Raw genomic sequence first — 24,231 nt, 5'->3', positions numbered from 1 at the left:
CGGGCTGCTGTTCGGCGAGAGCACGCCGGCTGTGGGCTCCCATTGGTTCTGAGGTCCGGCGTTGGCCGGCCACGTGGGGCTACGGGAAATCGCTGATGGCTGGCCGGTCCTGGAAACGGTGCATGGGTTGTGGTGCCAGACGGGGCGGTTTTCGGCACCACGGCCTCTGGGATCATGGTCGAACTCCCCGCAGGTCATGACCAGCCGCTCGTCGGGGCCGCCCCGCTCACCGGTTGCGAGGTTTCCCGTCAGGCGATGGAGGAAGGGTTGCCGTGGGCGAGCGGCACGCGGGAGTGTCCGCCGCCGCGCGGGTCGATGTCGTAGACCGTGGCGCCGGAGCCGTCGCCGTCGAGCAGGAGCAGGTGCCCGGAGGGTTTGCGCGCCAACGCGATGGTGGCGATCGGCCAGGCGCCGGTCCATTCCCGGCGCAGCTCCAGCAGGACCCGCAGCTGGCGTCCGGTGGCCGCGTCCAGCTCGACCAGCCGGGTCGTCACCCGGCCCGGCAGTTGGTTCCACGAGGCGAGCGTGACGTACAGCCGGTGGCCGTCCGGGCCGAGAACCGCCGCGGCGGCGTCCGCGCCGAGAACCGACAGGTCGTCGTCCGGCGTGGCCGGGACCACCTGCCGGGAGTTGGCGAATAGGTCCTCGCCGCCCAGGCGGGTGTCGAGAATCCACAGGCCTTCCCGGCCCGAGGACGTGTCGGGGTGACGGGCCGCCTCGAAGACCAGGTAGCGGCCGTCGGCGGACCAGCTCAGGCCCTTGAAATAAAAGAGCACGTCGTTTGGCTGGTAGGTCCGTACCTGCCGGTCGTCGAGGCTGACGATTTCGATCGTGTCGCTCATGAAGAAGTTGCCGGGCTCGTCGGATCTCGCCACGGAGGCGACCCGACGACCGTCGGGCGACACGGCGAACCCGTCCCCCTGGTAGCGGGCTCCCGCGACGTCGACCTCGGTGAACGACGCCACCTGGCCGACCCCGTCGACGACCAGCCGGTACAGGCGCCCGTTCGCGACCGCGAAGAACACCGACGGGTCGGCTGTCCCGGAGACGGGGCCCCACGCGCAGCCGTCCTTCAGCTGGTCCGTGCAGAACGGCTCGGCGTTCGGCATCGGCACGGCCGCCGTCACCTCGCCCGTCCGGGCGTCCCGGATGGTCAGCTCCGGCGCCGGCTGGCCGGGCGGTATCAGGCCGCCGCCCGGTCGGGCCGTCACGAAGAAGCGGGTGGCGGTCACATCCACCACGCCGGGATCCGCCGTCGCGGTGGGACCCCCGGCCGGGACGGGCCGGTCCCCGTCGGTCCAGGCGAGCCGGGTCAGCGCCGTCGTGCCGCCGACGACGGCCAGCACGACCGCTATGACCAGGACCGGGACCAGCGGCCGACGGCGGCGAGGCGGCGGTTCCGGCGCGGCCCGGCGCGGACGCCGCCGGCCCGCCTGGGCGCGTCGCCGCGTCGCGGTGAACGACCGGTCCGGGTCGAGGGTCTCGGGCGTCACCAGATGGGCGCCCGCGCGCAGCGCCTCGCGCAGCCGCTCCTCGCGCGCGCTCGTCATCGGTCCTCCTCCCCGAGCAGGTCACCGAGCGCCCGGACGGCCCGGGTCGCGGTGGAACGGACGGTCGCCGGGGCGATTCCCAGCGCCTGCGCGATCTCGTCGTCGCTCAGGTTGAGGTAGTACCGCAGCACCAGGACGAGCCGGCGCCGCGGCGGCAGGCCGCGCAGCGCCTCCAGCACGGCGCGCCGCTCCTCGCCGACCAGCGCCGCGGCCTCCGCCGACCAGACCGGCGGCTCGTACCGAACCCCGACGCGCCGCGCCACCGCCCGCCGGCGCAGCTGACTGCGGGCGCGGTTGACGACGCTCGCGCGCAGGTACGCGAGCGCGCTCTCCTGGGCACGCAGCCGCGGCCAGTTGCGCAGCAGGCCGACGAACGCGTCCTGCACGACGTCCTCGGCGCCGCGCCGGTCGTCGAGCAGCAGCAGCGCGAGCCGGGTCAGCTCGAGCCGGTGCTCGGAGTACAGCGAGCCGACGGCCGCGTAGGGGTCCGTCTCGACGGCGTCGTCGGGGTCCACCGCCCGCGCTGGCGTCCCACCCTCGGGCCGGCTGGATGTGATCATGACCTCCGGGGCTTCGACGACCTGGGTGACGGTGAACGCGGCGAGGCGGACCGGGGCCCGAACGGGCGCGGCCCGGCCGGCGGCGCGGGCGCGCGGCGCGCGGGCCGTCCGCGCGGGCCCGGTGCGCGGGCCGGGCGGTCGGGCGTGTGATGGTCGCATACCCACTAGACGCGGCGGCCGCCCCCGTGCTGCTCGACCGGGCCAGGCGATCGCCGCCGCTCGCCATCGGTGACGCCTGCTCGACCGTGGCCGAGCCGTCCTTCGCGGTCGCCCTCGAGCCTCCCAGCAGATGATCTAGGGGGATGGCGGGGTCTTGAGGGCGGTCCACGCGGTCAGCAGCCGGCGCGCGCTGACCTGGCCCGCCGCGACCTGCAGCCAGACGCCGGAACCGTCAGGGAAATGCAGGCCCACCCGGTACATCGCGCCCTGTTCGAGCGTCATCTCGGTGATCTCGTGGGGTGCGTAGGCGACGGCGAACCTCGGCACCATCCGGTACATGCCGGCCTTGCGGTAGATGACGACGCGGGCGGAGGTCACCGCGACGAAGACCAGGCCGTCCGGGAACCCCGCCGCGATGCCGGTCGGTCGTTCGCGCCCGGAATCGAGGACCGCCTTCGCGATGCCGCCGGCGAGGTGGCCGATGACGGGGACGGCGCCGCCGAGGCCCTCCGCCAGGTCGGCTCCCAGCGTGCCCCACGGCCGGCAGAGATGGACGCAGACGACCTGCTCGCCCGGCGACAACGTCTGGCGTGCCCGCCGGGCGACCGCCCGTTTGTAGTTGAAGAAGGGAAACCCCACGGCCTGCGCCCCCGACCCCGACACGGGAACACGGGGCCGCCCGCCTCGGGCCCGGCGGTCACTCCCGGCTCGGCCTATCAAAGCACCCCCGCCGGTGGGCGTCCCATCGCCTTGTCGATTGACGCGCGCCCCGGCCGCGCCCGTGAGCCAGACGGAGCCGACCGCGCGTTCTCGACATGCGCACGGCGCTTTCGATATGGGTAATTCCGATACCCGTACTTCCCACATCCGCGCAACGGTGGCCCTCGGCCCGTGGTGCGTTCGCACGCCGCCAACTGGTTGGCCCGCGAGCGGGAAGGTGGCCGTCCGCGCGCTGGTGGCGGACGGCCACTGGCTGGTCACCATCGCACCAGGGCGCTTGCCAACCGCTGACCTCGGTACTGCTTCTCACCTGGAGTGAAACGTGATGGAAACAAACGAGGAACACCTAGGGTGACCACGGAAGTTCGCCAGGATGGGTACTTCCACCAGATCGCGCCGACCACCATGCTCCTGGAGAGAACCTTCCCTTAGGAGTAGAACAGCTGTGGCAAACCCCAGAGCACGCCGCTTGATCACGGCGGCGAGTCTGCCGTTCGTGGTCGCGGCTACCCTGACGACCATCCCGGCGCCCGCGAACGCGCTCTCGACCGACGTCGTCATCTCCGCCGTCTACGGCGGAGGCGGCAACTCGGGCGCGACGATCAAGAACGACTTCATCGAGCTGGCGAACCTCACGAGCAGCCCGATCGACGTCAGCGGCTGGTCCGTTCAGTACGCCTCGGCGGCGGGCGCCGTCTTCCAGATGACGAACCTGTCCGGCACCATCCCCGCCAACGGTCGCTTCCTGGTGCAGCAGGCCGCTGGCGCGGGTGGCACGCTGAGTCTGCCGACCCCCGACGCCACGGGCAGCGTCCCGATGTCGGCCACCTCCGGCGTCGTCGCCCTGGTCACCGCCCAAATTCCGCTGGTCGGCTGCGGCATCTCCTGCGCCATCGCGCCGAACGTCAAGGACCTCGTCGGCTACGGCGCCACCGCGAACGTCGAGACTCTCGCCGCTCCCGGCCTGACCAACACCACGGCCAACGCCCGCGGCGGCTCCCTGGTCGACACCGACAACAACTCGGTCGACTTCACCTCGGGCGTGCCGAAGGCCACCAACTCGGCCGGCACCACCGTGACCGCCACCGACACGGGCGGCCCAACCGACCCGACCCCCGGCTCGGTGCGGATCCACGACATCCAGGGCAGCGGCCGGATCTCCCCGATCGTCGGCCAGAGCGTCACCAACGTGCCCGGCATCGTGACCGCCGTTCGCACCACGGGTAACGCTCGCGGTTACTGGATGCAGGACCCGTCGGCCGACGCCGACCCGCTGACCAGCGAAGGCATCTTCGTCTTCATGGGCAGCACCAGCCCCACCGTCGCCATCGGCGACTCGGTGCTGGCCACCGGACGGGTCACCGAGTTCCGGCCCGCCACCGGCGCGCAGTCGCTGACCGAGCTCGGCGGCCCGGTCAACACCGTCAAGCTGACCAGCGGCAACGCGCTGCCCGCGCCGATCCCCGTCAGCTTCGCCGACACCTTCACCAAGACGGGCAGCCTCGAGGCCCAGCCGCTCGAGCCGAGCTCGTACGTGCTCGACTGGCTGGAGGTCCACGAGGGCATGCGGGTCACCGTCGCCGAGGACACCCGCCTCGTCAGCCCGGTCAACACCGAGTTCGACGAGCTCTGGGTCACCCTGAAGCCGGCCCAGAACCTGACCCCGCGCGGCGGTACGGCGTATGTCTCCTACGACGACCCCAACAGCGGCCGTCTGATGCTCTTGGCCCTGAACGGAGCCCCCGCCGCCAACGTCGGCTCCACCCTCGCGGGCGGTTCGGTCGGCGTCGTGGACTACCAGTCGTTCGGTGGGTACGTCATCCAGACCACCACTCTCGGCGCCATCACCGAGGGCAGCCTCAAGCCGCAGAAGGTCACTCCGCCGAAGAAGACCGGCGACCTGTCGATCGTCACCTACAACGTTGAGAACCTCACCGTCGGCGACTCCGACGCCAAGTTCGCGCGTCTGGCCGAGGCCATTGTCGTGAACCTCGGCAAGCCCGACATCATCGCCCTGGAGGAGATCCAGGACAACAACGGCACCGCCGGTGGCGGTGTCGTCGCCGCCGACCAGACCATCGCCAAGTTCATCGCGGCGATCACGGCGGCCGGTGGCCCGACCTACGAGTCGCGGTCGATCGACCCCAACGACGGCACCGACGGCGGCGCCCCCGGCGGCAACATCCGCCAGGTGTTCCTGTTCAACCCGGCCCGGACCACCTTCGTCGACCGTCCCGGCGGCGACGCCAACACGGCCGTGACCGTGCAGAAGGTGCGCCCGACCAGCAACCAGATCCTGCTGTCGGCCTCTCCCGGCCGCATCAACCCGGCCAGCTCCGCCTGGAACGCCAGCCGCAAGCCCCTGGTCGGCGAGTTCCGGTACGACGGCGACAAGCAGCTGTTCGTCATCGCCAACCACTTCAACAGCAAGGGTGGCGACTACCCGCTCAGCGCCGCGGTGCAGCCGCCGAACCGGATCACCGAGGTCCAGCGCGGCCAGCAGGCGACCGAGGTTCGCAACTTCGTCGCCGACCTGGCCGCCAAGAGCGGCAACACCGCTCGCGTGGTCGTGCTGGGTGACATCAACGACTACCAGTTCAGCCCGACCATGGCGACGCTGACCGACAACGGCGCGCTGCTGAAGCCGCTGATCAACGACCTGCCCGTGAACGAGCGGTACAGCTACGTGTTCGACGGCAACTCGCAGACGCTGGACCACATCCTGATCAGCCCGAACACCATCAAGGGCTACTCGTACGGTGTGGTGCACATCAACGCCGAGTTCTCCGACCAGGCCAGCGACCACGACCCGCAGATTCTTCGGATTCTGACGGGGTGTGGGTCCGAGCCGCTGCCCGAGCGCTGCCGTCCCGGTAGCCCCGTGGTGGATGTCGAGTAGCACTCGCGCGCGGTAAGAAAGCGCCCGTCCTCTTCCCGGGGGACGGGCGCTTTCGTTTCGCGGTGGGGGTTGATGAGACGACGGGACCGGGCCCGCGAACCCCGGCCGGCACCGATATCGACACCGATGTCGGCACCGGCACCGGCACCGATACCGGCATTGGCGGACGGGCGATACGTCGGCCCGTCGCGCGTTCCTGACGGCCGGCAAGCGCCGCGTCCCCGCCGCGGCTGAGGGCGGCGGTGCCAGCCGTCGGCTCTCAGATCGGCGCGAGTGGCGGGCCGGAGGCGGCAGGGCCGCGGAGGGTATGGCACTCCGCGGCCGGTGGGGTGGCAGCCCTTGCCTTCCTCCTGTCGGTTCGGCCTGTCAAGATCTGGTCCCCTCCGGTCAGGGGTCGATCGGGGCGAGATGGGTGCGTAGCGGAGCAGATCGGCACTGTTAGGGTCACACCGGGACATCCGCCAGGACATGAGGGGGCTTACTGCGGTGAGGGGCTCGGATGGTCAGAGGGCGGGGCTCATTGACTGGCGCGAAGCCCTGACGGGGACCCCCGATTCGGCGCGGCTGAAGGCCGACCAGCCGCATTCGGCCCGGACGTACGACTACTATCGCGAGGGCAGGGACGATTATCCCGCCGACCGGCAGGTGCCCCAACAGGCGTCGGGTGCCTTTCCGGACGCCCGCCTCGTCTCCCAGCAGAACCGGGCGTTCATGATTCGCGCGACGCGGTACCTGGCCGGTGCCCGCGGTATTCGTCAGTTCCTGGACGTCGGCACCGGCATTCCCGCGTCGCAAAACCTGCACGAGGTCGCCCAGAAGATCACCCCGGACGCGCGCGTCGTGTACGGGACAATGACCCGATCGTGCTCGCTCACGCCCGTGCGCCGCGGACCAGCACCCCTGGTGGACGTACCGCCTACCTCGACGCCGACATTCGCCATGTCGACGGGATCCTGCGCGCACCGGACCTGCGGGAGACCCTCGACCTGAATCGGCCGGTCGCTCTTTTCCTGATCGCGGTCCTGCATTTCCTCGCGGACTCCGACGACCCCAACGGCATCGTCCGCGCGCTCCTGGACGCGGTGCCGTCGGGTAGCTACCTCGTTCTCACCCATGGCACCGCTGACTTCGACCCGGAGGCCGAGCGGCTCGCCGCGGCCCGCGGGCAGCGCGGCGTCCACCTTCAGCCCCGCGACCGCGCCGAGTTCACCCGGTTCTTCGACGGGCTGGACCTGGTCGAACCCGGAGTGCGGGTCGTGCACCGTTGGCGGCCCGACGCCTCCGTGCCGGCGGGCCTGACCGACGCGCAGGTCAGCAGCTACGGAGCCGTCGGGCGCAAGCCGTAGAAGCCGGCGGGGCGACCCCGCCGCCGGCCGCGGCGGCGGGTCCGGGCGACGGGCCCTCCAGGGGAACCTGCGGGCCTTCGGCTGCTCGACGAGGAAGCACACGAGCCGGACCGGCGCCTTCCGAGACTTCCCGGCGGCCGTCACGGTCGCGAGATATGCGGGGACAGCCGTCTCGGCAACGCCCGGTTCTCCAGGATGTCGTCCTTCCGCCCACCCGGCGGTTCCCGTTTCCTACCTTGGCTTGGCATGACCGGTTCGGTACGTGATGACCATAGCCGGCTACGCTGTGACCAACTCGTCACGTCCGGCGCTCCGGTACCACCAACAATGGCAACTGGGGAACGATAGTGTCCCGACAATCTGACCGACTGTCACGTGAGTGGGATCGGGGGAACCGGGCGTGACTGTTCCGGCGGGTAGCGGGCCGACCGTGCGTCGGATCCTGCTCGGTTCCCAGCTCCGGCGGCTCCGAGAACGCAAGGGGATCAGCCGTGAGGACGCCGGGTATCACATACGTGCCTCCGAATCGAAGATCAGCCGGCTCGAGCTGGGCCGGGTCGGTTTCAAGAAACGCGACGTCGAGGACCTGCTCACCCTCTACGACGTGACCGACGAGACCGAGCGGGCCCAGGTGCTGACCCTGGCCCGTGAGGCCAACCGGCAGGGCTGGTGGCAGCCCTATGCGGACGTCCTTCCTCACTGGTTTCAGCCGTATATCGACCTGGAGGAGTCGGCCTCGCTCATCCGGGCCTACGAACTGCAGTTCGTGCCTGGGCTGCTCCAGACCGAGGACTACGCCCGCGCGGTCATGTCGAGCAGACCGGGAGTACCCCCGGACGTCGTCGATGGCCGCGTCGATGTCCGGATGCAACGACAGAAGGTGCTGGCCCGGCCGGACCCGCCACGGCTGTGGGTGGTGGTCGACGAGGCGGCGGTGCGCCGACAGATCGGCGGGCCGAAGGTCGCGCGGGCACAGATCCGCCACCTCCTCGACCTGACCGACCAGCCGTGGCTGACCCTGCAGGTCACGCCGTTCACCGTCGGCGGCCACGCGGCCGACGGCGGAGCGTTCACCATCCTGCGGTTCCCCGACCCCGACCTGACCGACATCGTCTACCTGGAACGGCTGACCGGCGCCGCCTACCTCGACAAACGCGAAGACGTCGACCAGTACACGATCGCCATGACCCAGCTGTCCATCGACAGCAGCACCCCAGCCAAGACGATCGAGATGCTCCACAAGATCGCCGCGACCCTGTAGACCGGCAGCCACGCCTGAGCCGGGCGCGGCACCACGAGCAGAGATCATGCGTGGCCGCGTCTGGTGGCGAAGCCGCGGGTCGACCGCCCGACATCGAGTTCTGGCACCCTCGACGCCTGGCGTTCGTCAGCGGGAACGGGTACGGATCCGCCAGACCGCGATGCCGACGAGGCAGGCCGCCGCCGCGACGAAGGTGACGGTCTCGATGCCCTGGAACAGCCAGAACCGGTCGGCGGGCTGGTAGGTCGTGGACGGTCCCGAGCGGATCATCCAGGCCAGCCGCGGCGCGTCGGCCGAGTCGCCGGCCAGGTGCACCGCCGGCTGGTAGTGCGGGCGGACGTAGGTCTCGACCAGCACCCGGACCGTGACGAACAGGACCGCGGCGACCCCGATCGCCGGCACCGGCCGCCGCAGTACCGTGCCGGCGGCGAGAACGAGGCCTACCGCGAACAGGGTGTAGGCGATCGGCACGATGCCCTCGAGCTGGAAGGCGGCCGGCCGCAGCCGTCCGTACAGGTCGTCCACCGGCGCGCGCCACCAGGTGATCAGGCCCGCCAGCAGCGCGGCGTACGCGGTGGCGCCGACCGTGATCAGGCCCAGTTTCGTGACGAGCCACCGCCGCCGGGTGATGCTCTGCGTCCACGCCAGGCGGTGGGTGCCCCGGTCGAGCTCGACGACGAGCGGCGCGGCGAACAGGACCCCGATCAGCAGCGGCAGCAGGCTGAACCAACCGGTCGCGTCGATGATCCCCTCGAAGCGGCGTTCGAAGGAGTCGAGCGCGCCGAGGCAGGTAGGCGTGGTCTGCCCGAGGCAGCCGGCGAGCTCGTCGCGGTCGAACGCCCAGGCCATGCCGAGACCGGTCGGTACCAGGATCGCGGTCAGCAGAAGCAGGATCGCCGTCGCGGCGAGGATCTCCGACCGCTGCTGCCGCCAGGCCAGCCAGGTCACTCGGTCACGTCCTTTCCGGGTGCCGTTTGGCTCAGGTAGCCGAGCACGATCTCCTCCAGCCCGATCTCGTCGACTCGCCAGCGGGAGTCGTAGACATGCCTGGTGGACCGGACCAGCAGGGTCGTCTGCCGATCGGTGTGGTTCTCGCTGACGACGTGGTGCATCCGGGCGACCGCCGTCGGCTCCGTCCGTGGGCCGCTCAGCAGCCGGTGCGCGGCGACGACCTCGTCAGTCGGACCCGTGAGCCGCACCTCGCCCGCCGCGAGGATCACCAGATGGTCGCAGACACGTTCGAGGTCGCTGATCACATGCGAGGACAGCAGGACCGTCAGGCCGGTGTCGGCGGCCGCGCCCATCAGCATCCGCAGGAGTTCCCGCCGGGCCAGTGGGTCGAGCGCGGCGGCGGGCTCGTCGAGCACGAGGATCTCGGGGCGCTTCGCGAGCGCCATCGTGAGCGCGACCTGTGCCCGCTGGCCGCCGGAAAGCCCGCCCACTCGCTGGCCGAGCGGGATGCCCAGCCGAGCGAGGTGTTCCCTGGCGAGCGCGGCGTCCCATCTCGGGTTGAGCCGGCGTCCGACCTCGAGCATGTCCGCGACGCGGAACCGCGGTTCCAGTGCGTGGTCCTGCGCGACGAATCCGAGGCGCGGCAGGACGTCTCGGGGTTGCCGCCTGGCGGACGAGCCGAGGATCTCGACGCGTCCCGCGGTCGGCTCGGTCAGCCCGACCGCGAGGTGCAGCAGCGTGCTCTTGCCAGCGCCGTTCTGCCCGACGAGCGCCGTGACCGACCCGGCCGGAAGGTCGAAGGTGCAGTCGCGCAGCGCCCAGCGCGAGCCGTATCGCTTGCCGAGCCCGACCGCTCGCACGGCGCTCCTGGTGGTCGGGCCGGTCACGGTCACCGGCGCGGTCATGCCACTCGCCCGGTGAACGCCTCGCGGGTGACCGACGCGACGAGGGCGTCGATGTCCTCCTCGTCGAGCCCGGCACCCTGGGCCCGCCGGACCCAGCTCAGCAGCTCCTCGCGCAGCGAGCCGTCATCTGCCGCCGTGGTCGCGGCGATTCCCTGCGTGACGTAGGTCCCCTGGCCGCGACGGCCCTCCACGAGACCTTCGCCGTCGAGCTGCCGGTACGCCTTGAGCACCGTGTTCGGGTTGATGGCCAGCGTTTCCACTACCTCCTTGACGGTCGGCAGTTGGTCACCTGGGCGCAGGACACCGAGCCTCACCGCCTGTCTCACCTGGAGCACGAGCTGCATGTACGTCGGCACCCCCGATCGCGAGTCGAGCCTGAACTGGATCATGATGCTTTAACTATAACACTAGTGATTGAGAATTTTAGACATAGCCTCGGTCGGCGGGCTGACACCTCCGGCCGGTGCGACAGCGCCGTCACGGGTTGTCGAGGCGCATCCAGTCCTGAGGGACGACGCAGTGGCCGGTTCCGGCACGCTTGGCGGCGTACATCGCGATGTCGGAGGCGTTGAGCAGGCGGTCCGGGTCGGCCAGTCCGGCGTCGGAGATGGCCACGCCGGCGCCGGCGGAGGCGCGGACGGTGGCGGCCGTGAGGGCGACGGGCCGTCGATGGCGGATCTCCGGTTCGGTGGCGAACCGGTCGGCCGCCGAGCCGAGCACGCCCGCCACGGCGCCGAGGAACTCCACGTCTCGATCGCTGAGGGATTCCGCGTCGGACGAGGGGCGGTACACGGCGATCACGGCTGTATGGCTGCCGGGTCGGCCTACGGGCGCAACCAGGACGGACAAGCCGGCCGACGATGCTCGCGCGGGCCCGGGACGCGCGATCGGCGTGGAGCGCATGGATGAGCGCGTCGTCGGCAACGCGGTCCGGGATGGCCGGGCCGGCATGGGCCGGCGGGTTTCGAACGGTGCCATCGCCACGGGTCGGGAGGCGGTCGTCGCCGACGGGGCGCGCCGCGCGCTCGGCCGAGAGCCAATCGACTCCACCGACTTCACGCGAAGCGCGACCGCCGCGTGGATGTTCGAGACCGAATAGCGGATGTCTGACCAGGGTCAGGCGAGCGTCGCTGGATGCGACATTAGTTCTCCTGGGCGGAGCCGCTCTCGGCGAGTCGCGCGAGTTGTTCCGTGACGGCGCCCCAGCCCTCCAGGAAGCCGAGGTCGCGGTGCCGGTCGCGGGCGGCGGGGTCGCCGTGGCGTACGACGACGCGGTAGTCGGTGCCGTCGGGGTGGTCATGGAAGGTGATCTCGGCGGTCATGGGTACCGGCGCGGGGACCGCGGGGCGCCAGGCACTGTCGATCGCGTTCGTGAACACGATGCGTTCGAGCTCGTCGACGACCAGGAAGCAGGCGTCGAGGTGGGGGGTGAACGCGGTGCCGTCGTCGCTGAGGCGGGTGACGAACGCGCCGCCGGGGCGTATCTCGAGGCGGTCCACGCGGCACAGCGTCGGGGCTGGCAGCCACCAGCGCTCCAGGTTGGCCGGGTCGGTCCAGGCCTTCCAGACGGCGGCGCGTGGCGCCTGGATGAGGCGTTCGAGCGTGAGGTCGAGTTCGGGATTCATGCCTGCTCCTGTTGGGAGGTGATGAACTGGGTGAGGCGGTCGGCGCGGCCTTCCCAGACACGTCGCTGCTCGGCCAGCCAGTCCTCGAGCGGCGCGAGGCCGTCGCGGTCGAGCTCGCAGGTGCGGACCCGGCCGGACTTCGCCGTGCGGATCAGGCCGTTGTTCTCCAGCGTGCGGACATGCTTCATGAACGAGGGCAGCGCCATGGGGAAGCCCTCGGCAAGGTCGCTGACGGTCGCCGGCCCGCGGCCGAGGCGGCTGAGCACGGCGCGCCGGGTCGGATCCGCGAGGGCGGCGAGCAGCCCGTCGAGTCGCGCCGAATACTGTTCCACGTGGCTAAGTTTTGCATGGCGACACGCTTAGCTCAAGGGCTAAGTACCTCGCGTCTCCTGATCGTCCGGCTCGGCACGTGGAGGCGCGGCACCCGGCCGAAGTGCTGGTTGGCGCGGGATGGCATGGTCTTCATGGCCCGCTGCCCGAGGCGCGCCGACCAGGCGACCCGGCTCCAGGCCACCGGCTGACGCGCCCAGCGAGGGAGGCATGTCGACATGAGCGTGCGGGTGCCCGTGATCGCGCTCACCGGCTACCTGGGCGCGGGCAAGACGACGGTGCTCAACCGCCTGCTCCAGACGCCGGGTGCGCGTCTGGGAGTGGTGGTCAACGACTTCGGAGCGATCAACGTCGATGCCGCGCTGGTCACCGGCCAGGTCGACCAACCAGCCTCGATCGCGGGCGGTTGCCTGTGCTGCCTCCCGGACACGGACGGCCTGGACCAGGCGCTCGAGAAACTGTCCCATCCCCGGCTGCGGCTGGACGCGGTGATCGTGGAGGCCAGCGGCGTGGCCGACCCGCCGGCGCTGGCGAGGCTCATCCGGTTCAGCGCGGTGAATCGCGTCCGCCCCGGCGGCCTCGTCGACGTGATCGACGCCGCCTCGTACTTCGACACCGTCGACCGAGGCGGGCTGCCACCGGCCCGGTTCGCGTCGGCCTCGCTGGTCCTGATCAACAAGACCGACCGGGTTCCGCCCGCGCGCCGGGCCGAGACGGTGGCGCGGATCTCCAGCCGGGTGCGCGCGAGCAACCCGCACGCGCACATCGTCGACACGACGCACGGCCGCATCGACCCGGCGCTCGTGTTCGACGCCGCGAACCCGCACGACCCCGTCGACGAGCTTCCGCTGGCCGCCCTCGCCAGGCATGACCACGACGACGAGCCGCATCCGCGCGTCAGCGCGGTCACCGTTCCCGCCGCCGGCCCGATCGATCCCGGCCCGCTGGTCGACCTGATCGAGAACCCGCCCGCGGACGTCTACCGGCTCAAGGGCACCGTGACCGTGGAGACGGGACGGGGCCCACGCGGCCATGTGGTCAACATCGTCGGGCGACAGGTCCACGTCGCGTCGCGGCCCGTGACGGAAGGTCCCGCCGGTCTGGTCGCCATCGGCATGCACCTCGACGAGCCCACCGTCCGCGCCCGTCTCGAGGCCGCTCTCCAGCCCTGCTCCGGCCGCCCCGCCGCGGACGGGGTACGCCGCCTTTCCCGGCTCCGCCGCCTGAGCGGCTGAGGACACGGCGCCCCTTGCCGCGGATATCCCCGCGGGAAAGGCGGTGACTCCGCGTCAAGACCCCCACGGCCCCGTCGCGCCGGCACCGCGAACTGGCCCTGAAGAGCGCAAGCAGGCGATTTGCTGGTCAGGCCTCCTCCGAGGGCCACCTGTCTGAGATCGCCCTAACCTGGCGCGCCCGGCGTCGCCCGCGGCTCGTCACCCTTCGCTACGGCGAGTGGACAGGACGGCGCGGATCATCGGGACCTGCAGTGGCATGCGAGCCCACGCCACCGCCGCCAGCGCGACGTCGCGCGGCCGGCCGCCGTCACGGGCCCGGGTCGTGGCGTCCAACGCCATCTGGAGATTCCCCGGCCACACGCCCACGAGCAGCGCGGCGCTGGCCGGTCCCGCCCAGGAAGTCTTCGCGATCAGCCCCGCCGCGCAGACCAGCTCGGCGACCCCGCTGGCGTAGACGATCTCACGAGGCCGCGGCAACGCCCGCGGTATCAGCGGTTCGAAGACCGACGGCCGCACCAGGTGGATCACCCCGCTGGCCAGGAGCGCGCCGGTCACCATCCGCGGGCCCGGCCTCGTGAACCGCCTGAGATCCATGAGCCACATCGAATCACCACGGGCGGCCACACGCACCAGGAACACCGCTCAGCTCAACCGCCGGCTTCCTGGAACGGACGCCGCGCTAGGCGAACAGGTCCTGGGCGACGTGCTCGCCGCCGCGCACCCCGCGAGGGACGGCGAAGAAGCCGGAGGCGACGTGGCGGATGTACTCGTTCAACGGGTCACGGGCGAGCGCGTTCTGGATGTCGATGAACTGCCGCGGGCTCTTCTGGAACGCGATGAAGAACAGGCCGGCCGAGGTCTGGCCGAGCGCGTTGTTGCCCTCGACGTAGTTGTAGCCCCGGCGCAGCATGCGCTGGCCGGTGTTGAAGTCGGGGTGAGCGAGGCGCACATGTGCGTCCATCGGGATCGCCTTGTCCCCGGTCGCCGTGGAGACGGCCTCGAAGTCGGGCTCGGTGAACTCGGTGTCGCCCGACAGCGGCGCCCCCTTGCCCTTGTCGCGGCCGATGATCGCCTCCTGCTCGTCGAGCCGGGTGCGGTCCCACGACTCGATGAGCATCTGGATCTTGCGTGTGACGAGGTACGTGCCGCCCGCGAACCAGTCCTGACCCTCGCCGCCCGACCAGACGTGCGCCGCCAGCTCGTCCGCCTCGTCGGCCTTGATGTTGCGGGTGCCGTCCTTGAAGCCCATGAGGTTCCGCGGCGTCGCCTGGTCGCGGGTCGTCGACGACGTGCGCCCGTAGCCAAGCTGCGCCCAGCGGATCTGCGCCCGGCCGAACGCGATGCGCGACAGGTTGCGGATGGCGTGCACCGCCACCTGCGGGTCGTTCGCGCACGCCTGGACGCAGAGGTCGCCGCCGCTGGTGGCTTCGTCGAGAAGCTCCAGCGCGAACGACGGCAGCGGCTCGAACAGCGCCGGGCGCTTCTTCTCCAGGCCGAGCCGGCCCGGCTCGAACAGGGCCGGGCCGAGCCCGAAGGTGATCGTGAGGCCGTTGGGCCCGAGGCCGAGCGCCTCACCGGTGTCCTCGGGTGGGGCGAGCGGCGACCCGCCCACCGCCCCCGTCTCGCCGACCTCGCGGCCCTGGGCAAGGTGCCGCGCGGCCTCGGTCCAGTCCTCCAGCAGGGTCCGCAGGTCGTCGCGCGTCGCGTTCGCGGTCAGGTCGTACGCCGCGAAGTAGAGGTGCCGTTGAACCGGCGTCGTGATGCCGGCCTGGTGCTCCCCTTCGAAGGGGTACGTCGCCTGCTCGTCGGCGTCGGCCGACGCTGGCGCGTCCCCGTCCCGAAGCGCGAGTGCCACACCGCCGCCCCCGAGGGCTGCTCCGCCGGCGGCGGCGCCACCGAGGAGCAGCCCTCGACGGGAGACTCTGGTCACGACACTCCCAGCACCTGCGACGTCAGCTTGGACAGGGGCTCGGACAGCGCGTTGAGCTGCGCGCCGAGGGCGTTGCGCTCTTCCTGACCGACGGTGTCGTACGAGACGAACCCACTGTCGTAGTCACCGTACTTCCCCAGCAGGGACTTCATGGCGCCGAACTCCTTGTTCAGCGTGGTCACCAGCTCGTCGCCTCCGTCCTTGCCCGCGGCGATGTCGCGGACGTTGAGGTAGGCCACCTCGGCGCCTTCCACGTTGGCGTAGAAGTCGTAGAGGTCGGTGTGGGAGAACTCGTCCTCCTCGCCGGGCAGCTTGCCGTCGGGCGCGGCCACCTCGTCGAGCAGGCCGATCGCGCCGTTGGTGATGTCCTCGATGCCGAGCTTGAACGAGTCGGAATGGACCTGTTCGTAGAGCGTCTTCACGTCGGCGACCAGCTGGTCGGCCAGCGTGGTGCGCTGCTCCGGGGTGAGCGCCGTGGTGATCGGGTCACCCGGGTAGTTCTTCTTGGCCTCGTCGAGCCACAGGTCGGCCTCGATGCGGTGGAAGCCGGTCCACTCCAGGCCCTCGGCGTCCGCTCCCGGCTTGCGGTAGTCGATCTTCGGGTCGAGGTCGCCGAACTGCTCGGCGGTCGGCTCGATGCGCTCGTAGTTGATGCGCGTGATCGGGAAGAGCTTCTTGGCGAGCTCGTCGTCACCGGCCTTGTAGGCGTTGGTGAACTCGGTGACGTTGGTGACGAGCTCGGCCACCTGGGTCTTGGTGTACGCGGTGTAGTTGGTGACCGCGGCCGCGAACGCCTCCTCGTCGTCGACGGCGACCTCCACCGCCTCGCCCGTGACGGTGAACCCGGCCTCACCGATGCCGTCGCCGACCATGCCGGGCTTGCAGACCGTGAAGTAGGAGCCGGGCTGCGCCACGAACGTCAGCGTGCGGGAGGTGCCGGGGGCGATGTTCTCGACCTCGCCGATGATGCGGAGCTTGTCGTCGCCGAGCATGTAGAACTCGGTGACCTGGTTGCCGTCGTTCTTCACCTCGAACGCGAGCGTGCCGCTCTGGGCGGTGTTGGTCGCGACCTGACAGCCGTCGGCGGTACTCGTGACCGCGATGGTCTCGGCGTCCTCGTCCGCGTTGTTCTGTACACAGGCGGTGAGGGCGAGCCCCGCCAGCGCGACAAGGCCCAGGGCCCTTTTCATGCTGCTCCTTGTGTCGTGGCCATGGGCGCGACCGCGCGGGGCCGGTTCTTGAGGTGGCGGTAGAGATAGGCGGCCATCACGGCGACCAGATAGATCGCCCAGACGATCACCTCGAGCTTGGTCATCTCGGGGGAGAAGCCGACGGTGCCCTTGAGGAGGACGCCGATCCAGCCCGTCGGGGAGATCACGTCGCCCACGCGGAAGGCCCAGGCGTCCGCGCCGTACCAGCCCTCGACGAAGCCGGACGCACCCGCAGGCGCGGCCTCGAACGGACCGGGCAGGAAGCGCGCCTCCTGCAGGTCGTGGATGGCGTAGGCGAGCACACCGGCCGCCACGACGATCAGCAGGAAGCTGGTCCAGGTGAAGAACTTCGCGAGGTTGATCCGCACCATGCCCGAGTAGATCGCCCAGCCGAGGGTCACCGCCGCGAGCAGTCCGAGCACGGCTCCGAGCCACGTGGTGTGCGAGTCGCTCGACTCGACCGCGCTCCAGAGGAACAGGGCGGTCTCGACGCCTTCGCGGGCTACCGAGATGAAGCCGATGAACACCAGCGCCCAGGCGCTCTTCTCCAGCGCCGCGTCGATACCGGACTCGAGCTCGTGCTTGAGGGTGCGGGCCGTCTTCTGCATCCAGAAGACCATCCAGGTCACCATCGCCACGGCCACGATCGACAGGCTGCCGCCGATGAGCTCCTGGGCCTCGAACGTGAGCCCGTAGGTGCCGAACGTGAGGGCCGCGCCAAGGCCCAGGAAGAGCAGGACCGCGCCGCCGACGCCGAGCCAGATGCGGGGGATCACGTCGTCGCGCCCGATCTTGCGGACGTACGCGAGGAGGATGCCGACCACCAGCGCGGCCTCCAGGCCTTCGCGCAATCCGATCAGGAACGTGGCCAGCACCGGTGTACTCCGTCACTTCAGATCAAGGACTAAGGGAAGACTTACCTTAACCATCCTTCGTCGGACACGTCATGATCAGGCCGAGAAACGGCCCCGAAGTGCCCTCTATGCGACTGAGCAGGGACTCCCGCCGCCGGGCGTAGCGGCCCTTGCGGTCGATCCCGCCGGGACCTGTGTCTGCCGGAGACGCCATCCGCGCTGCTCATGGCGGTCGCGGCCACGATCGGGCGCGGCGACGAGCGGCACTGGGCGACGCTGGGTGGGCGGCGGGTCGGATCGGTGCGACCATGGGCAGGCGCCGGACCGCGGCGGTGGAACACAGGTCGAGGCACTGGCCTCACCCGGTGCGGGGAGGATCGCGATGATCCGCTGGAGATGGTCGCGCCGCCACGACGAGCCGCGCCCGGCAGTCGTCCAGAGATCGCCCTGGGGGCGGGACGCGCCCGGCGAGGCGGAACCGGAGCCGGCCTCGGCGTCGCCAGCCAGCAAGGACGGCCCGCACGACATCACCGACCCGCCGCGCCGGTCGGTCCGCCGCCTCGACCTCGGTTCCCTGCTCGTTCCGGTACTGCCCGACGTCGACTACCGGTTCGAGGTCACCGGCTCGGGTGACGATCGGCGGGTGGTCGCGGCGGTCGCGGTGGCGGTCACGGACGGGTCATCGATGCGACTCACCGCCCACGCCGCGCCGCGCGGCGGCGGTCTGTGGGACGAGATCCGCGCCGAACTGCTCCGCTCGACGCCAGCGACACCTTCCACGCCAGCATCGGGGACGACACCGGCGAACGTGACGACGTCGGTGAACGTGACGACGTCGGTGATCGACGGCCCCTTCGGACCCGAACTGTGGACCACCACCGCCCCAGCCACCCGGCCGGAAGGACCAGCCGGATCGTGCCGGCTGCTCGGCGTCGACGGTCCGCGCTGGCTTCTCCGCGCGAAGATCACGGCACCAGCCGGCGCGGCACCGGCCGTGCACGGCCAGACCGTGCCCAACCAGGCCGAGGCGACCTCCATGGCCCGCGGCACGGCGGTACTCGAGGAGGTGCTGCGCGCCACCGTCGTGGTGCGCGGCGAGCAGGCCATGCCGGCTGGCGCCGACCTGCCGCTCAAGCTGCCCACCGAGCCCGACCTGCCCGACGCCGACGTCGACGACCGCGGCGACCCGAACGCGCGCGCCGACGAGTTCGGCCGGCTCCCACCGACCGGCGCCATGACCGGCGACCCCCGCCGCGTCAGCTATCAGGTCATCGCGGGGCCACCCGGAGGACTCAGCCGCGACCTCACCACCTGGGGGTAACCGGCAGGAGGCGAGCCGGTCGATCATCGCCGTTGGGCCAGGTCACGAAATCCGTTTTCTCGGGCTGACGCGGTGGCGGTCAGCCCCCGCACCGGCGCCACGCGAGCGAACGGCCAGGCGCGCCGGCCTCACTCGCCACGGCCGAGGGCCTCCAGGATCTCGACGCGGTTCTGGTGGTCGATCGAGGTCGCGCCGCCGCCGGCGATCGCGGCGTCGACCGCCGCCAGCGCCTCGGCGTGGCGGCCGAGGTCGAGCAGGATCGCCGCCTTGACGCTCTGGCCGGTGGCCTGGTTCGTCCGGTCCGGCAGCGAGCCGACTCCCGTGCCGGCCCGCTCGATCTCCATGCCGCGCGCGCAGGCGGCCAGGGCCTCGTCGAGCCGGTGCATCAGGTGCAGGACGACCGCCCTGTCCAGGTGGCCGAGCACGAAGTTCGGCTCCGCCCGCAGCGTCTGCTCGCAGACGGCCAGCGCCTCGTCCAGCTGGCCCCGCCGCATGCACAGCCGTCCCAGGTTGAGCAGGGTGCCCAGATGGCCCGGGTCGATGCCGAGGACCTGGCGGTAGGCGGCGACCGCCTCGTCCGGACGGCCGAGATCGTTGAGCATCAGGCCCTGGTAGAAGTGCGCGTCGATGTAGCGCGGCCGCAGCTCGATCGCCGCGGTGAACGCGGCGAGCGCCTCGCTGTCCCGGCCGGAGCGGGCCAGCTCGTTGCCCCGCTCGACGAGGTCGAGCTCGGCCGGGGCCGCCCGGTCCCTGACCTCCGGCCAGTCGGCGGGGTCGGTGAGCGTGCCGAGACAGCGGGAGCACAGCGCGGCGTCGAACCGCCGCGCGTTGGCCCGTACACACTGGTAGCAGAAGCGGCGTTTGCAGTCGCCGCAGATCATGTGCTGGCCGGCGAACGATCCCGGGTTGGCGCGGGCCACCGGGTTGCCCCCGGGGATCACCGAAACCGAGATCATCCGGTCGCAGAAATAGGCGGAACAGTAGTAGACCGCCACGCTCGCCTCCAGCGGCGCGTCAGCACCATCCACCCGGTGCGGATGGGGCCCGCGCCGATCGACGCGGCAAGACTCCCACGCGCCCGTGGCCCCCCACGGCCGGCGTCGGCTGCGCGACAGTGCCTCACCGGACCGTGTCGCCCGCGCCCGGAGGGATCTTGCCTGACGCTCGCCCCGACGATCGCGGTGATCCACGTCGACAGGCTGAAGAACGTGACGAGCGAGTCGACATTGGAGATCATTTTGGCGAGCCAGCCGCCGAGCGGGGCGCCGGCGATTCCGGAAATACCTGCGACCACCCGGCCCGTCCGTTCTCCGGTGAGCTTTTCGGCGATCAGGCCGGCGATGAGCCCAACGCGACCAGGCGACGATACTTATGGTTTTCCCTGCTGTTTGTCGTTGGCCGGCTGTTTGTAGCGCGCCAGCGGGCACCTGCCGCGCCGTCCGGATTTTCGTGCGACGGAGCGGTGTTGCAGGGCGTGCTGGTACCAGGCGGCCCGCGGTTGGTGACCGGATGGACCGCGGATGTCAGACGGGACGCGATTCTCCGGCGGCCCTGGCCCTGTCGATCCAGGTTTGGACCTGTAGCTCGGTGAGTCCGATGACCGCTCCGTGCCTTTCCTCGATCATCGCCTTCAAGTTGGTGGCGTTACGACGACGTAGTTCCTTGATCGAGGTAACCCCGACTTCCTCCAGGATCGCCCTGTACTTCATACCGATGCCTTTGATCTTGTCGAGATCGCCTTCGCGAGCCTCGTGGCCATCGATGTCGGTTGTGCTCATGAGATTCCCTTTCCTGGGAGTTCGGCGTGCGGGATGGACATCGAGTCTCGCAACCAAGCCGGCGGTGACGAACTCCTCGAATACCGCGGGCTGGGCGCGGCGGACGGCGATCCGTTTCCCGCGGCGAGCCGCCTGGAAAGCGGCGCCGACCAGCACGTCCAGGCTCGCCGCGTCGAGGGACGACACCTCGCCGAGGTCGACTACCAGTCGAGGCTCCCCCGCGTGCATTCCGTAGTCGAGGGCGGTATGGAACGCGGCGGCGGCCAGGTCGGCCGTGCTGTGGATGTAGATGATCGTGACCCGGTCGCGGTGCGAGGTGAAGATTTGAACTCCTGCCGCGGATGGAGCCGCCCTACCGCGAGTCATCTTGCTTCGCTGAGCAGCGTCGTGCGCCTTGATCTGAGCGAGGGCGCGGGTCCGGTCGGCATTGTCCAGCCTTGCCAGGAGAACGTCGAGGACGTCGCGTCGATACTCCACTCCGCGTCACCGGATGCCATCGGTCAGCCGATTACTCGCATTCACCTGGTCGACCGGCGGTGCCCCATGCGGCAGGCCCCACGCGAACAACGAGGAAACCCAGGTGGGGACAGTGGTACACCAACGCGCGAATAATTCGGACATTCTCACGGGCGACGCCCTATGGACGATCACTGGCGGCGCTCGAGCGTGAGTCACACACTCGCGGTCTCGCGGCAGTTACGCGGCGTTTCCGATCCCGAGCCGGCTATGTCCTAGCCTTCGGAGCGTAGCGCGAAAAACTCCGGTTGTCGACCGGCGCGAAATGCCCGGGATCCCACGGCACCTCTGGCGGCGCCAGCCGGCTGATCGGCGCACGCGGGTTCCCCGCCGGTAACCAGGTCACGCCTTGCGCTCCTTCCCCCGACGGTGCCGACCGACAGCGGCCATGCTCGCCCGCCCCGCCCGCTCGCTATGGCCGCCAGCCTGGCGGGGTAGGAGCGCGGAAGGCCTGAATCATTCGGGTCAAAAATCCACCATCATACGAGTGCGGACGCGCTGTGGTACAGTAAAAATCGGTCGGACTCTTACAAATGTTGACGCCAGATCGGTGTCAGCGCCGGCCATGGCCATCCGGCGGCTCTTATCGCCGGGGTTAGGCGGCCGTCATGACGACGGGCCGAACTTCCGCGCTTCTCGACCAGGCCGACGCCGCGCGCTTTGACGACGACGGCGGCGCACCCACCAGGCTCCAGGTCGCTCCGGCGGGCATGCGTCCCGAGCCGGCCGCCGGCGGCGCGCTACGGCTGTCGCTGGCCCCGGCCCACGGCCGAGGATCCTTTGACGGCGCCTGGTGGCCACGGACCTGGCACCTGGCCAGCGAGCTTCCCGCGCTCGTCGCCGCGTTGTCCGCCACGGGTGAGACACCCAGCCGGATGTCGGTCAACGGTGACATCTGGACCGACATCCCCCATCTGCTTCCGCGACCAGCCCGCCCGCCGCTGCGGATCAGCTGGTTTCGCGCCCTCGACCCCCACACGGTCACGCTGAGCAGCGGCAACCGAAGGCGCGTCTTCCTTCTCGTGATCCCCCCCGACGCGGCCCCGGAAGGAGGGGAAGAGGTACTCCAGATGGCCGCCACCGGCCGGCTGTCCGGTCCATCCGGTCAGATACTGCGCCACGCGGGCGCCACGCCGCCGCCAGAATGACCACCGATCTCCCCGCCCGCTGACACCCGGTGGGGGCCGGTATGCGCCCGCCCGCGAAAAGCGATCGTCAGTCCAGCGCCACGCAGGTCCCGAAATGTCATGTTCGGCACGAACCTGAGGGCAACGCATGCTGGTGACGCGACCATGACCGAGTTCGACGAGGACATCGCCAGGCTGACGCCGGGGCTGAGTTCCGAGCAGGCGCGGGCGGATGCCCTCGACCTGCGGGCGGGTCTATCCGGTCTCGCTGGTCTGGTATCCGGTTCCCTGGACCTTCAGGAGTTGCTGACCCGGGTGGCGAGCTTCGCCGCCCAGGCGATTCCCGGCGCCGACGGCGCCGGGGTGACGTTGCTGTGCCTCGACCGGGATGACAACCGGATCGAGGCTCTGGCAGCCAGTGCGCCGTTTGTTCGGGACATCGACGAAATCCAGTATGCCGTCCTCAACGAAGGTCCCTGTATCACCGCCACCCTTGACCGGCGCACGGTCCGTTCGGGATCACTGGGCGGTGAACGGCAGTGGCCCCGTTTCGGCCCTCGGGTCGGCCGCCTCGGTGTGCACAGCGTGTTGTCACTGCCGTTGCTGCTACCCGATCAGGTGGTTGGCGCGATCAACGTCTACGCCCGTGGCAAGGACGTCTTCGACGACCACGCCGCCGAACTCGGCGAGCTGTTCTCGGCCCCGGCCGCGGTCGCGGTACACAACGCCCAGGTGCTGGCCCAGGCGCTGAACCTCACGATCCAGCTGCAGACCGCCCTGTCAAGCAGGCCGATCATCGATCAGGCGATCGGGCTGCTGCGTGGCCGCACCGGCGGGACCGCGGAGGAGGCGTTCGCGCGGCTGCGCGCGATCAGCCAGCGCGAGAATGTCAAACTCGCCGCCGTCGCCCAGCGCATTGTCGACGAGGCGGTCCGCCGCGCCCGAGCCCGCAACCGCGAGACGTAGCTCGGCCGTCGGTCCGCCGCGGCCGCGCGGCTGGCTCGACCGAGTAGCCTGAAAGACCGAGTAGCCTGAAAGACGGCACCCCAGGATCCGGGGCCCTGACTCGTGTCTGGTGCCCCACCAAGCACCGCGACCCGCGGTACTCGGCTTTGTGGCCGAAAAAAGGCGTTCGGGGACGCCGCTTCGGAGTAACCACGCTGTGGATATTTCCACTGCCTTAGCCGCGGATCTTGCCGCTCTCACCGAATCACTGGACGAGCCCGGTGCGGATATCTCGCAAACCCTGCGAAAAATCGCCGCTGACACCAAGATCGCCGTGCGCTCCTACCTCGGGCTCTCGGTCATACTCTCTGTTGCCGGGCGCCGCCTCACTTTCACCGCGCTCGAGGAGGATACCGAGCCCGAAGACATCCGTTCCTCGCTGAGGATGTCGCTTCCACCGGACGTCCCCGCGCCCGAAGATCCGGCGGCCACGATCTCCCTGATCCTCTTTGCCGCGGCTCCCGGAGCATTCCTCGGCCTCGCGACCGACCTGAGCTGGCTGGCCGGCGACGGCGGCGGCCTCGGCGCCATCGGATTCGTACTCGACGAGGACCTCGCGGTGCCCCACGATCCGGCGGCGCCCAGCGGGCTGAAGATCCTGTCAACGATCGACCAGGCCATCGGCGTGCTGATCGGCCAAGGCGACACTCCCGAGCAGGCGCGTCAGCGCCTCGAGATGCTGGCCACCGACACCGGCATCGACCGGCCCACCGCGGCCGACGTGATCCTCGCCGAGTTGGACAGGCCGAGCTGGACAGACCTGGGCGCCGGCGACGGGCGCCCAGCGCGCGCACACGGACCCGGCGGGGAGCTGCCCACCCGGTCGCCGCGAGACCCTTAGCGCCGACCCCGGCCACCGGAATCGGATGAGGTGACGCAGGGCAAGCGATCCGGTCGGAGAAGGCGAGCCCACACGCTGCCGTCTCCGCCCGAACACCGATCGGCCGG

23 protein-coding genes and 1 pseudogene are annotated in these 24,231 nt (G+C 70.5%); 9 read left to right on the top strand and 15 right to left on the bottom strand.

All coding sequences use genetic code 11. From position 1 onward, the window contains the following. Positions 1-248: 248 nt before the first annotated feature. The 3 genes from I6A81_RS05055 to I6A81_RS05045 form a co-directional block, all read right to left on the bottom strand. Complete coding sequence (locus I6A81_RS05055) at positions 249-1,550, bottom strand: TolB-like translocation protein (protein WP_202999501.1); 1,302 nt, start codon at positions 1,548-1,550, stop codon at positions 249-251. Then, on the bottom strand, positions 1,547-2,269 hold the full coding sequence (locus I6A81_RS05050) for an RNA polymerase sigma factor (protein WP_238428163.1): 723 nt from the start codon (positions 2,267-2,269) through the stop codon (positions 1,547-1,549). The genes I6A81_RS05055 and I6A81_RS05050 overlap by 4 nt, the downstream gene beginning before the upstream one ends. A gap of 135 nt (positions 2,270-2,404) precedes the next feature. After that, complete coding sequence (locus I6A81_RS05045; RefSeq protein ID WP_202999500.1) at positions 2,405-2,908, bottom strand: hypothetical protein; 504 nt, start codon at positions 2,906-2,908, stop codon at positions 2,405-2,407. Positions 2,909-3,434: 526 nt separating this feature from the next. Between I6A81_RS05045 and I6A81_RS05040 the strand changes: the two genes are divergently transcribed. The 3 genes and pseudogenes from I6A81_RS05040 to I6A81_RS05030 all read left to right on the top strand — a co-directional run bounded on the left by I6A81_RS05040 (position 3,435) and on the right by I6A81_RS05030 (position 8,495). Next, positions 3,435-5,888 (top strand): lamin tail domain-containing protein, encoded by a 2,454-nt coding sequence (locus tag I6A81_RS05040; RefSeq protein ID WP_202999499.1) that lies wholly within the window; start codon positions 3,435-3,437, stop codon positions 5,886-5,888. A 468-nt stretch (positions 5,889-6,356) separates the two neighbouring features. Then, positions 6,357-7,234: pseudogene (locus tag I6A81_RS05035) on the top strand (SAM-dependent methyltransferase). Between the two features lie 400 nt (positions 7,235-7,634). Next, a complete protein-coding gene (locus I6A81_RS05030; protein WP_202999497.1) occupies positions 7,635-8,495 on the top strand; it encodes a helix-turn-helix domain-containing protein in 861 nt (286 codons plus the stop codon). A gap of 126 nt (positions 8,496-8,621) precedes the next feature. Here the strand turns inward: I6A81_RS05030 and I6A81_RS05025 are convergent, their stop codons facing one another. The 4 genes from I6A81_RS05025 to I6A81_RS05010 all read right to left on the bottom strand — a co-directional run bounded on the left by I6A81_RS05025 (position 8,622) and on the right by I6A81_RS05010 (position 11,152). Then, on the bottom strand, positions 8,622-9,443 hold the full coding sequence (locus tag I6A81_RS05025; RefSeq protein WP_202999495.1) for a hypothetical protein: 822 nt from the start codon (positions 9,441-9,443) through the stop codon (positions 8,622-8,624). After that, positions 9,440-10,351, bottom strand: a complete 912-nt coding sequence (locus I6A81_RS05020) for an ABC transporter ATP-binding protein (RefSeq protein ID WP_202999494.1) — start codon at positions 10,349-10,351, stop codon at positions 9,440-9,442. Before I6A81_RS05020 ends, I6A81_RS05025 begins: the two co-directional genes overlap by 4 nt. After that, positions 10,348-10,740, bottom strand: a complete 393-nt coding sequence (locus I6A81_RS05015) for a GntR family transcriptional regulator (protein ID WP_202999493.1) — start codon at positions 10,738-10,740, stop codon at positions 10,348-10,350. The genes I6A81_RS05020 and I6A81_RS05015 overlap by 4 nt, the downstream gene beginning before the upstream one ends. A gap of 88 nt (positions 10,741-10,828) precedes the next feature. Beyond that, positions 10,829-11,152 (bottom strand): hypothetical protein, encoded by a 324-nt coding sequence (locus I6A81_RS05010; protein WP_202999492.1) that lies wholly within the window; start codon positions 11,150-11,152, stop codon positions 10,829-10,831. Between the two features lie 100 nt (positions 11,153-11,252). Here I6A81_RS05010 and I6A81_RS05005 point away from each other — a divergent pair, with 100 nt between their 5' ends. Continuing rightward, positions 11,253-11,450, top strand: coding sequence for a hypothetical protein (locus tag I6A81_RS05005; protein ID WP_202999491.1), 198 nt, complete (start codon positions 11,253-11,255; stop codon positions 11,448-11,450). A 43-nt stretch (positions 11,451-11,493) separates the two neighbouring features. On the opposite strand, the gene I6A81_RS05000 is transcribed toward I6A81_RS05005, so the two are convergent. Together I6A81_RS05000 and I6A81_RS04995 are read right to left on the bottom strand one after the other, a co-directional pair. Then, the gene (locus tag I6A81_RS05000) at positions 11,494-11,976 is read right to left on the bottom strand and encodes an SRPBCC domain-containing protein (protein ID WP_202999490.1); all 483 of its coding nucleotides are present in this window, start codon (positions 11,974-11,976) and stop codon (positions 11,494-11,496) included. Beyond that, positions 11,973-12,308, bottom strand: coding sequence for an ArsR/SmtB family transcription factor (locus I6A81_RS04995; RefSeq protein ID WP_202999488.1), 336 nt, complete (start codon positions 12,306-12,308; stop codon positions 11,973-11,975). Before I6A81_RS04995 ends, I6A81_RS05000 begins: the two co-directional genes overlap by 4 nt. Positions 12,309-12,524: 216 nt before the next feature. Between I6A81_RS04995 and I6A81_RS04990 the strand changes: the two genes are divergently transcribed. Then, positions 12,525-13,541 (top strand): CobW family GTP-binding protein, encoded by a 1,017-nt coding sequence (locus I6A81_RS04990; RefSeq protein ID WP_202999487.1) that lies wholly within the window; start codon positions 12,525-12,527, stop codon positions 13,539-13,541. Between the two features lie 198 nt (positions 13,542-13,739). Here the strand turns inward: I6A81_RS04990 and I6A81_RS04985 are convergent, their stop codons facing one another. The 4 genes from I6A81_RS04985 to efeU all read right to left on the bottom strand — a co-directional run bounded on the left by I6A81_RS04985 (position 13,740) and on the right by efeU (position 17,557). After that, a complete protein-coding gene (locus I6A81_RS04985) occupies positions 13,740-14,135 on the bottom strand; it encodes a DoxX family protein (RefSeq protein ID WP_202999486.1) in 396 nt (131 codons plus the stop codon). 85 nt (positions 14,136-14,220) lie between these two features. Continuing rightward, a complete protein-coding gene (gene efeB, locus I6A81_RS04980) occupies positions 14,221-15,471 on the bottom strand; it encodes an iron uptake transporter deferrochelatase/peroxidase subunit (protein WP_202999485.1) in 1,251 nt (416 codons plus the stop codon). Then, positions 15,468-16,661: an iron uptake system protein EfeO gene (gene efeO, locus I6A81_RS04975; protein WP_202999484.1), complete on the bottom strand. Its 1,194-nt coding sequence runs from the start codon at positions 16,659-16,661 to the stop codon at positions 15,468-15,470. Before efeO ends, efeB begins: the two co-directional genes overlap by 4 nt. Further along, a complete protein-coding gene (gene efeU / locus I6A81_RS04970) occupies positions 16,658-17,557 on the bottom strand; it encodes an iron uptake transporter permease EfeU (protein WP_202999483.1) in 900 nt (299 codons plus the stop codon). The genes efeO and efeU overlap by 4 nt, the downstream gene beginning before the upstream one ends. 361 nt (positions 17,558-17,918) lie before the next feature. Here efeU and I6A81_RS04965 point away from each other — a divergent pair, with 361 nt between their 5' ends. Next, positions 17,919-18,857 carry a DUF3710 domain-containing protein gene (locus I6A81_RS04965; protein ID WP_202999482.1) on the top strand — a complete coding sequence of 313 codons (939 nt, stop codon included), beginning with the start codon at positions 17,919-17,921 and terminating at the stop codon, positions 18,855-18,857. Between the two features lie 128 nt (positions 18,858-18,985). Here I6A81_RS04965 and I6A81_RS04960 read toward each other — a convergent pair whose 3' ends face one another. After that, positions 18,986-19,885, bottom strand: coding sequence for a tetratricopeptide repeat protein (locus tag I6A81_RS04960; RefSeq protein ID WP_202999480.1), 900 nt, complete (start codon positions 19,883-19,885; stop codon positions 18,986-18,988). Positions 19,886-20,380: 495 nt separating this feature from the next. Continuing rightward, positions 20,381-21,112, bottom strand: coding sequence for a DUF4332 domain-containing protein (locus tag I6A81_RS04955; RefSeq protein WP_202999478.1), 732 nt, complete (start codon positions 21,110-21,112; stop codon positions 20,381-20,383). Positions 21,113-21,759: 647 nt separating this feature from the next. On the opposite strand from I6A81_RS04955, the gene I6A81_RS04950 reads away from it, so the two are divergent. The 3 genes from I6A81_RS04950 to I6A81_RS04940 all read left to right on the top strand — a co-directional run bounded on the left by I6A81_RS04950 (position 21,760) and on the right by I6A81_RS04940 (position 24,124). After that, positions 21,760-22,299: a DUF5994 family protein gene (locus I6A81_RS04950; protein ID WP_202999476.1), complete on the top strand. Its 540-nt coding sequence runs from the start codon at positions 21,760-21,762 to the stop codon at positions 22,297-22,299. 144 nt (positions 22,300-22,443) lie between these two features. Further along, complete coding sequence (locus tag I6A81_RS04945) at positions 22,444-23,244, top strand: GAF and ANTAR domain-containing protein (RefSeq protein ID WP_238428162.1); 801 nt, start codon at positions 22,444-22,446, stop codon at positions 23,242-23,244. Between the two features lie 196 nt (positions 23,245-23,440). After that, on the top strand, positions 23,441-24,124 hold the full coding sequence (locus I6A81_RS04940) for an ANTAR domain-containing protein (RefSeq protein ID WP_202999472.1): 684 nt from the start codon (positions 23,441-23,443) through the stop codon (positions 24,122-24,124). Positions 24,125-24,231: the final 107 nt, after the last annotated feature.

The organism is Frankia nepalensis (genome assembly GCF_016786325.1).
In the GTDB taxonomy this organism is placed as follows: domain Bacteria; phylum Actinomycetota; class Actinomycetes; order Frankiales; family Frankiaceae; genus Pseudofrankia; species Pseudofrankia nepalensis.
The sequence above is the reverse complement of the archived record's forward strand: the minus strand, read 5'-3'. Positions and strand labels throughout refer to the sequence as shown.

Coding starts and splice junctions, on each gene's coding strand:
- I6A81_RS05055 (WP_202999501.1), bottom strand. CDS start 1,550: ATGACGAGCGCGCGCGAGGAGCGGCTGCGCGAGGCGCTGCGCGCGGGC.
- I6A81_RS05050 (WP_238428163.1), bottom strand. CDS start 2,269: ATGCGACCATCACACGCCCGACCGCCCGGCCCGCGCACCGGGCCCGCG.
- I6A81_RS05020 (WP_202999494.1), bottom strand. CDS start 10,351: ATGACCGCGCCGGTGACCGTGACCGGCCCGACCACCAGGAGCGCCGTG.
- I6A81_RS05015 (WP_202999493.1), bottom strand. CDS start 10,740: ATGATCCAGTTCAGGCTCGACTCGCGATCGGGGGTGCCGACGTACATG.
- I6A81_RS05005 (WP_202999491.1), top strand. CDS start 11,253: ATGGATGAGCGCGTCGTCGGCAACGCGGTCCGGGATGGCCGGGCCGGC.
- I6A81_RS05000 (WP_202999490.1), bottom strand. CDS start 11,976: ATGAATCCCGAACTCGACCTCACGCTCGAACGCCTCATCCAGGCGCCA.
- I6A81_RS04990 (WP_202999487.1), top strand. CDS start 12,525: ATGAGCGTGCGGGTGCCCGTGATCGCGCTCACCGGCTACCTGGGCGCG.
- I6A81_RS04985 (WP_202999486.1), bottom strand. CDS start 14,135: ATGGATCTCAGGCGGTTCACGAGGCCGGGCCCGCGGATGGTGACCGGC.
- efeO (WP_202999484.1), bottom strand. CDS start 16,661: ATGAAAAGGGCCCTGGGCCTTGTCGCGCTGGCGGGGCTCGCCCTCACC.
- I6A81_RS04965 (WP_202999482.1), top strand. CDS start 17,919: ATGATCCGCTGGAGATGGTCGCGCCGCCACGACGAGCCGCGCCCGGCA.
- I6A81_RS04950 (WP_202999476.1), top strand. CDS start 21,760: ATGACGACGGGCCGAACTTCCGCGCTTCTCGACCAGGCCGACGCCGCG.
- I6A81_RS04945 (WP_238428162.1), top strand. CDS start 22,444: ATGACCGAGTTCGACGAGGACATCGCCAGGCTGACGCCGGGGCTGAGT.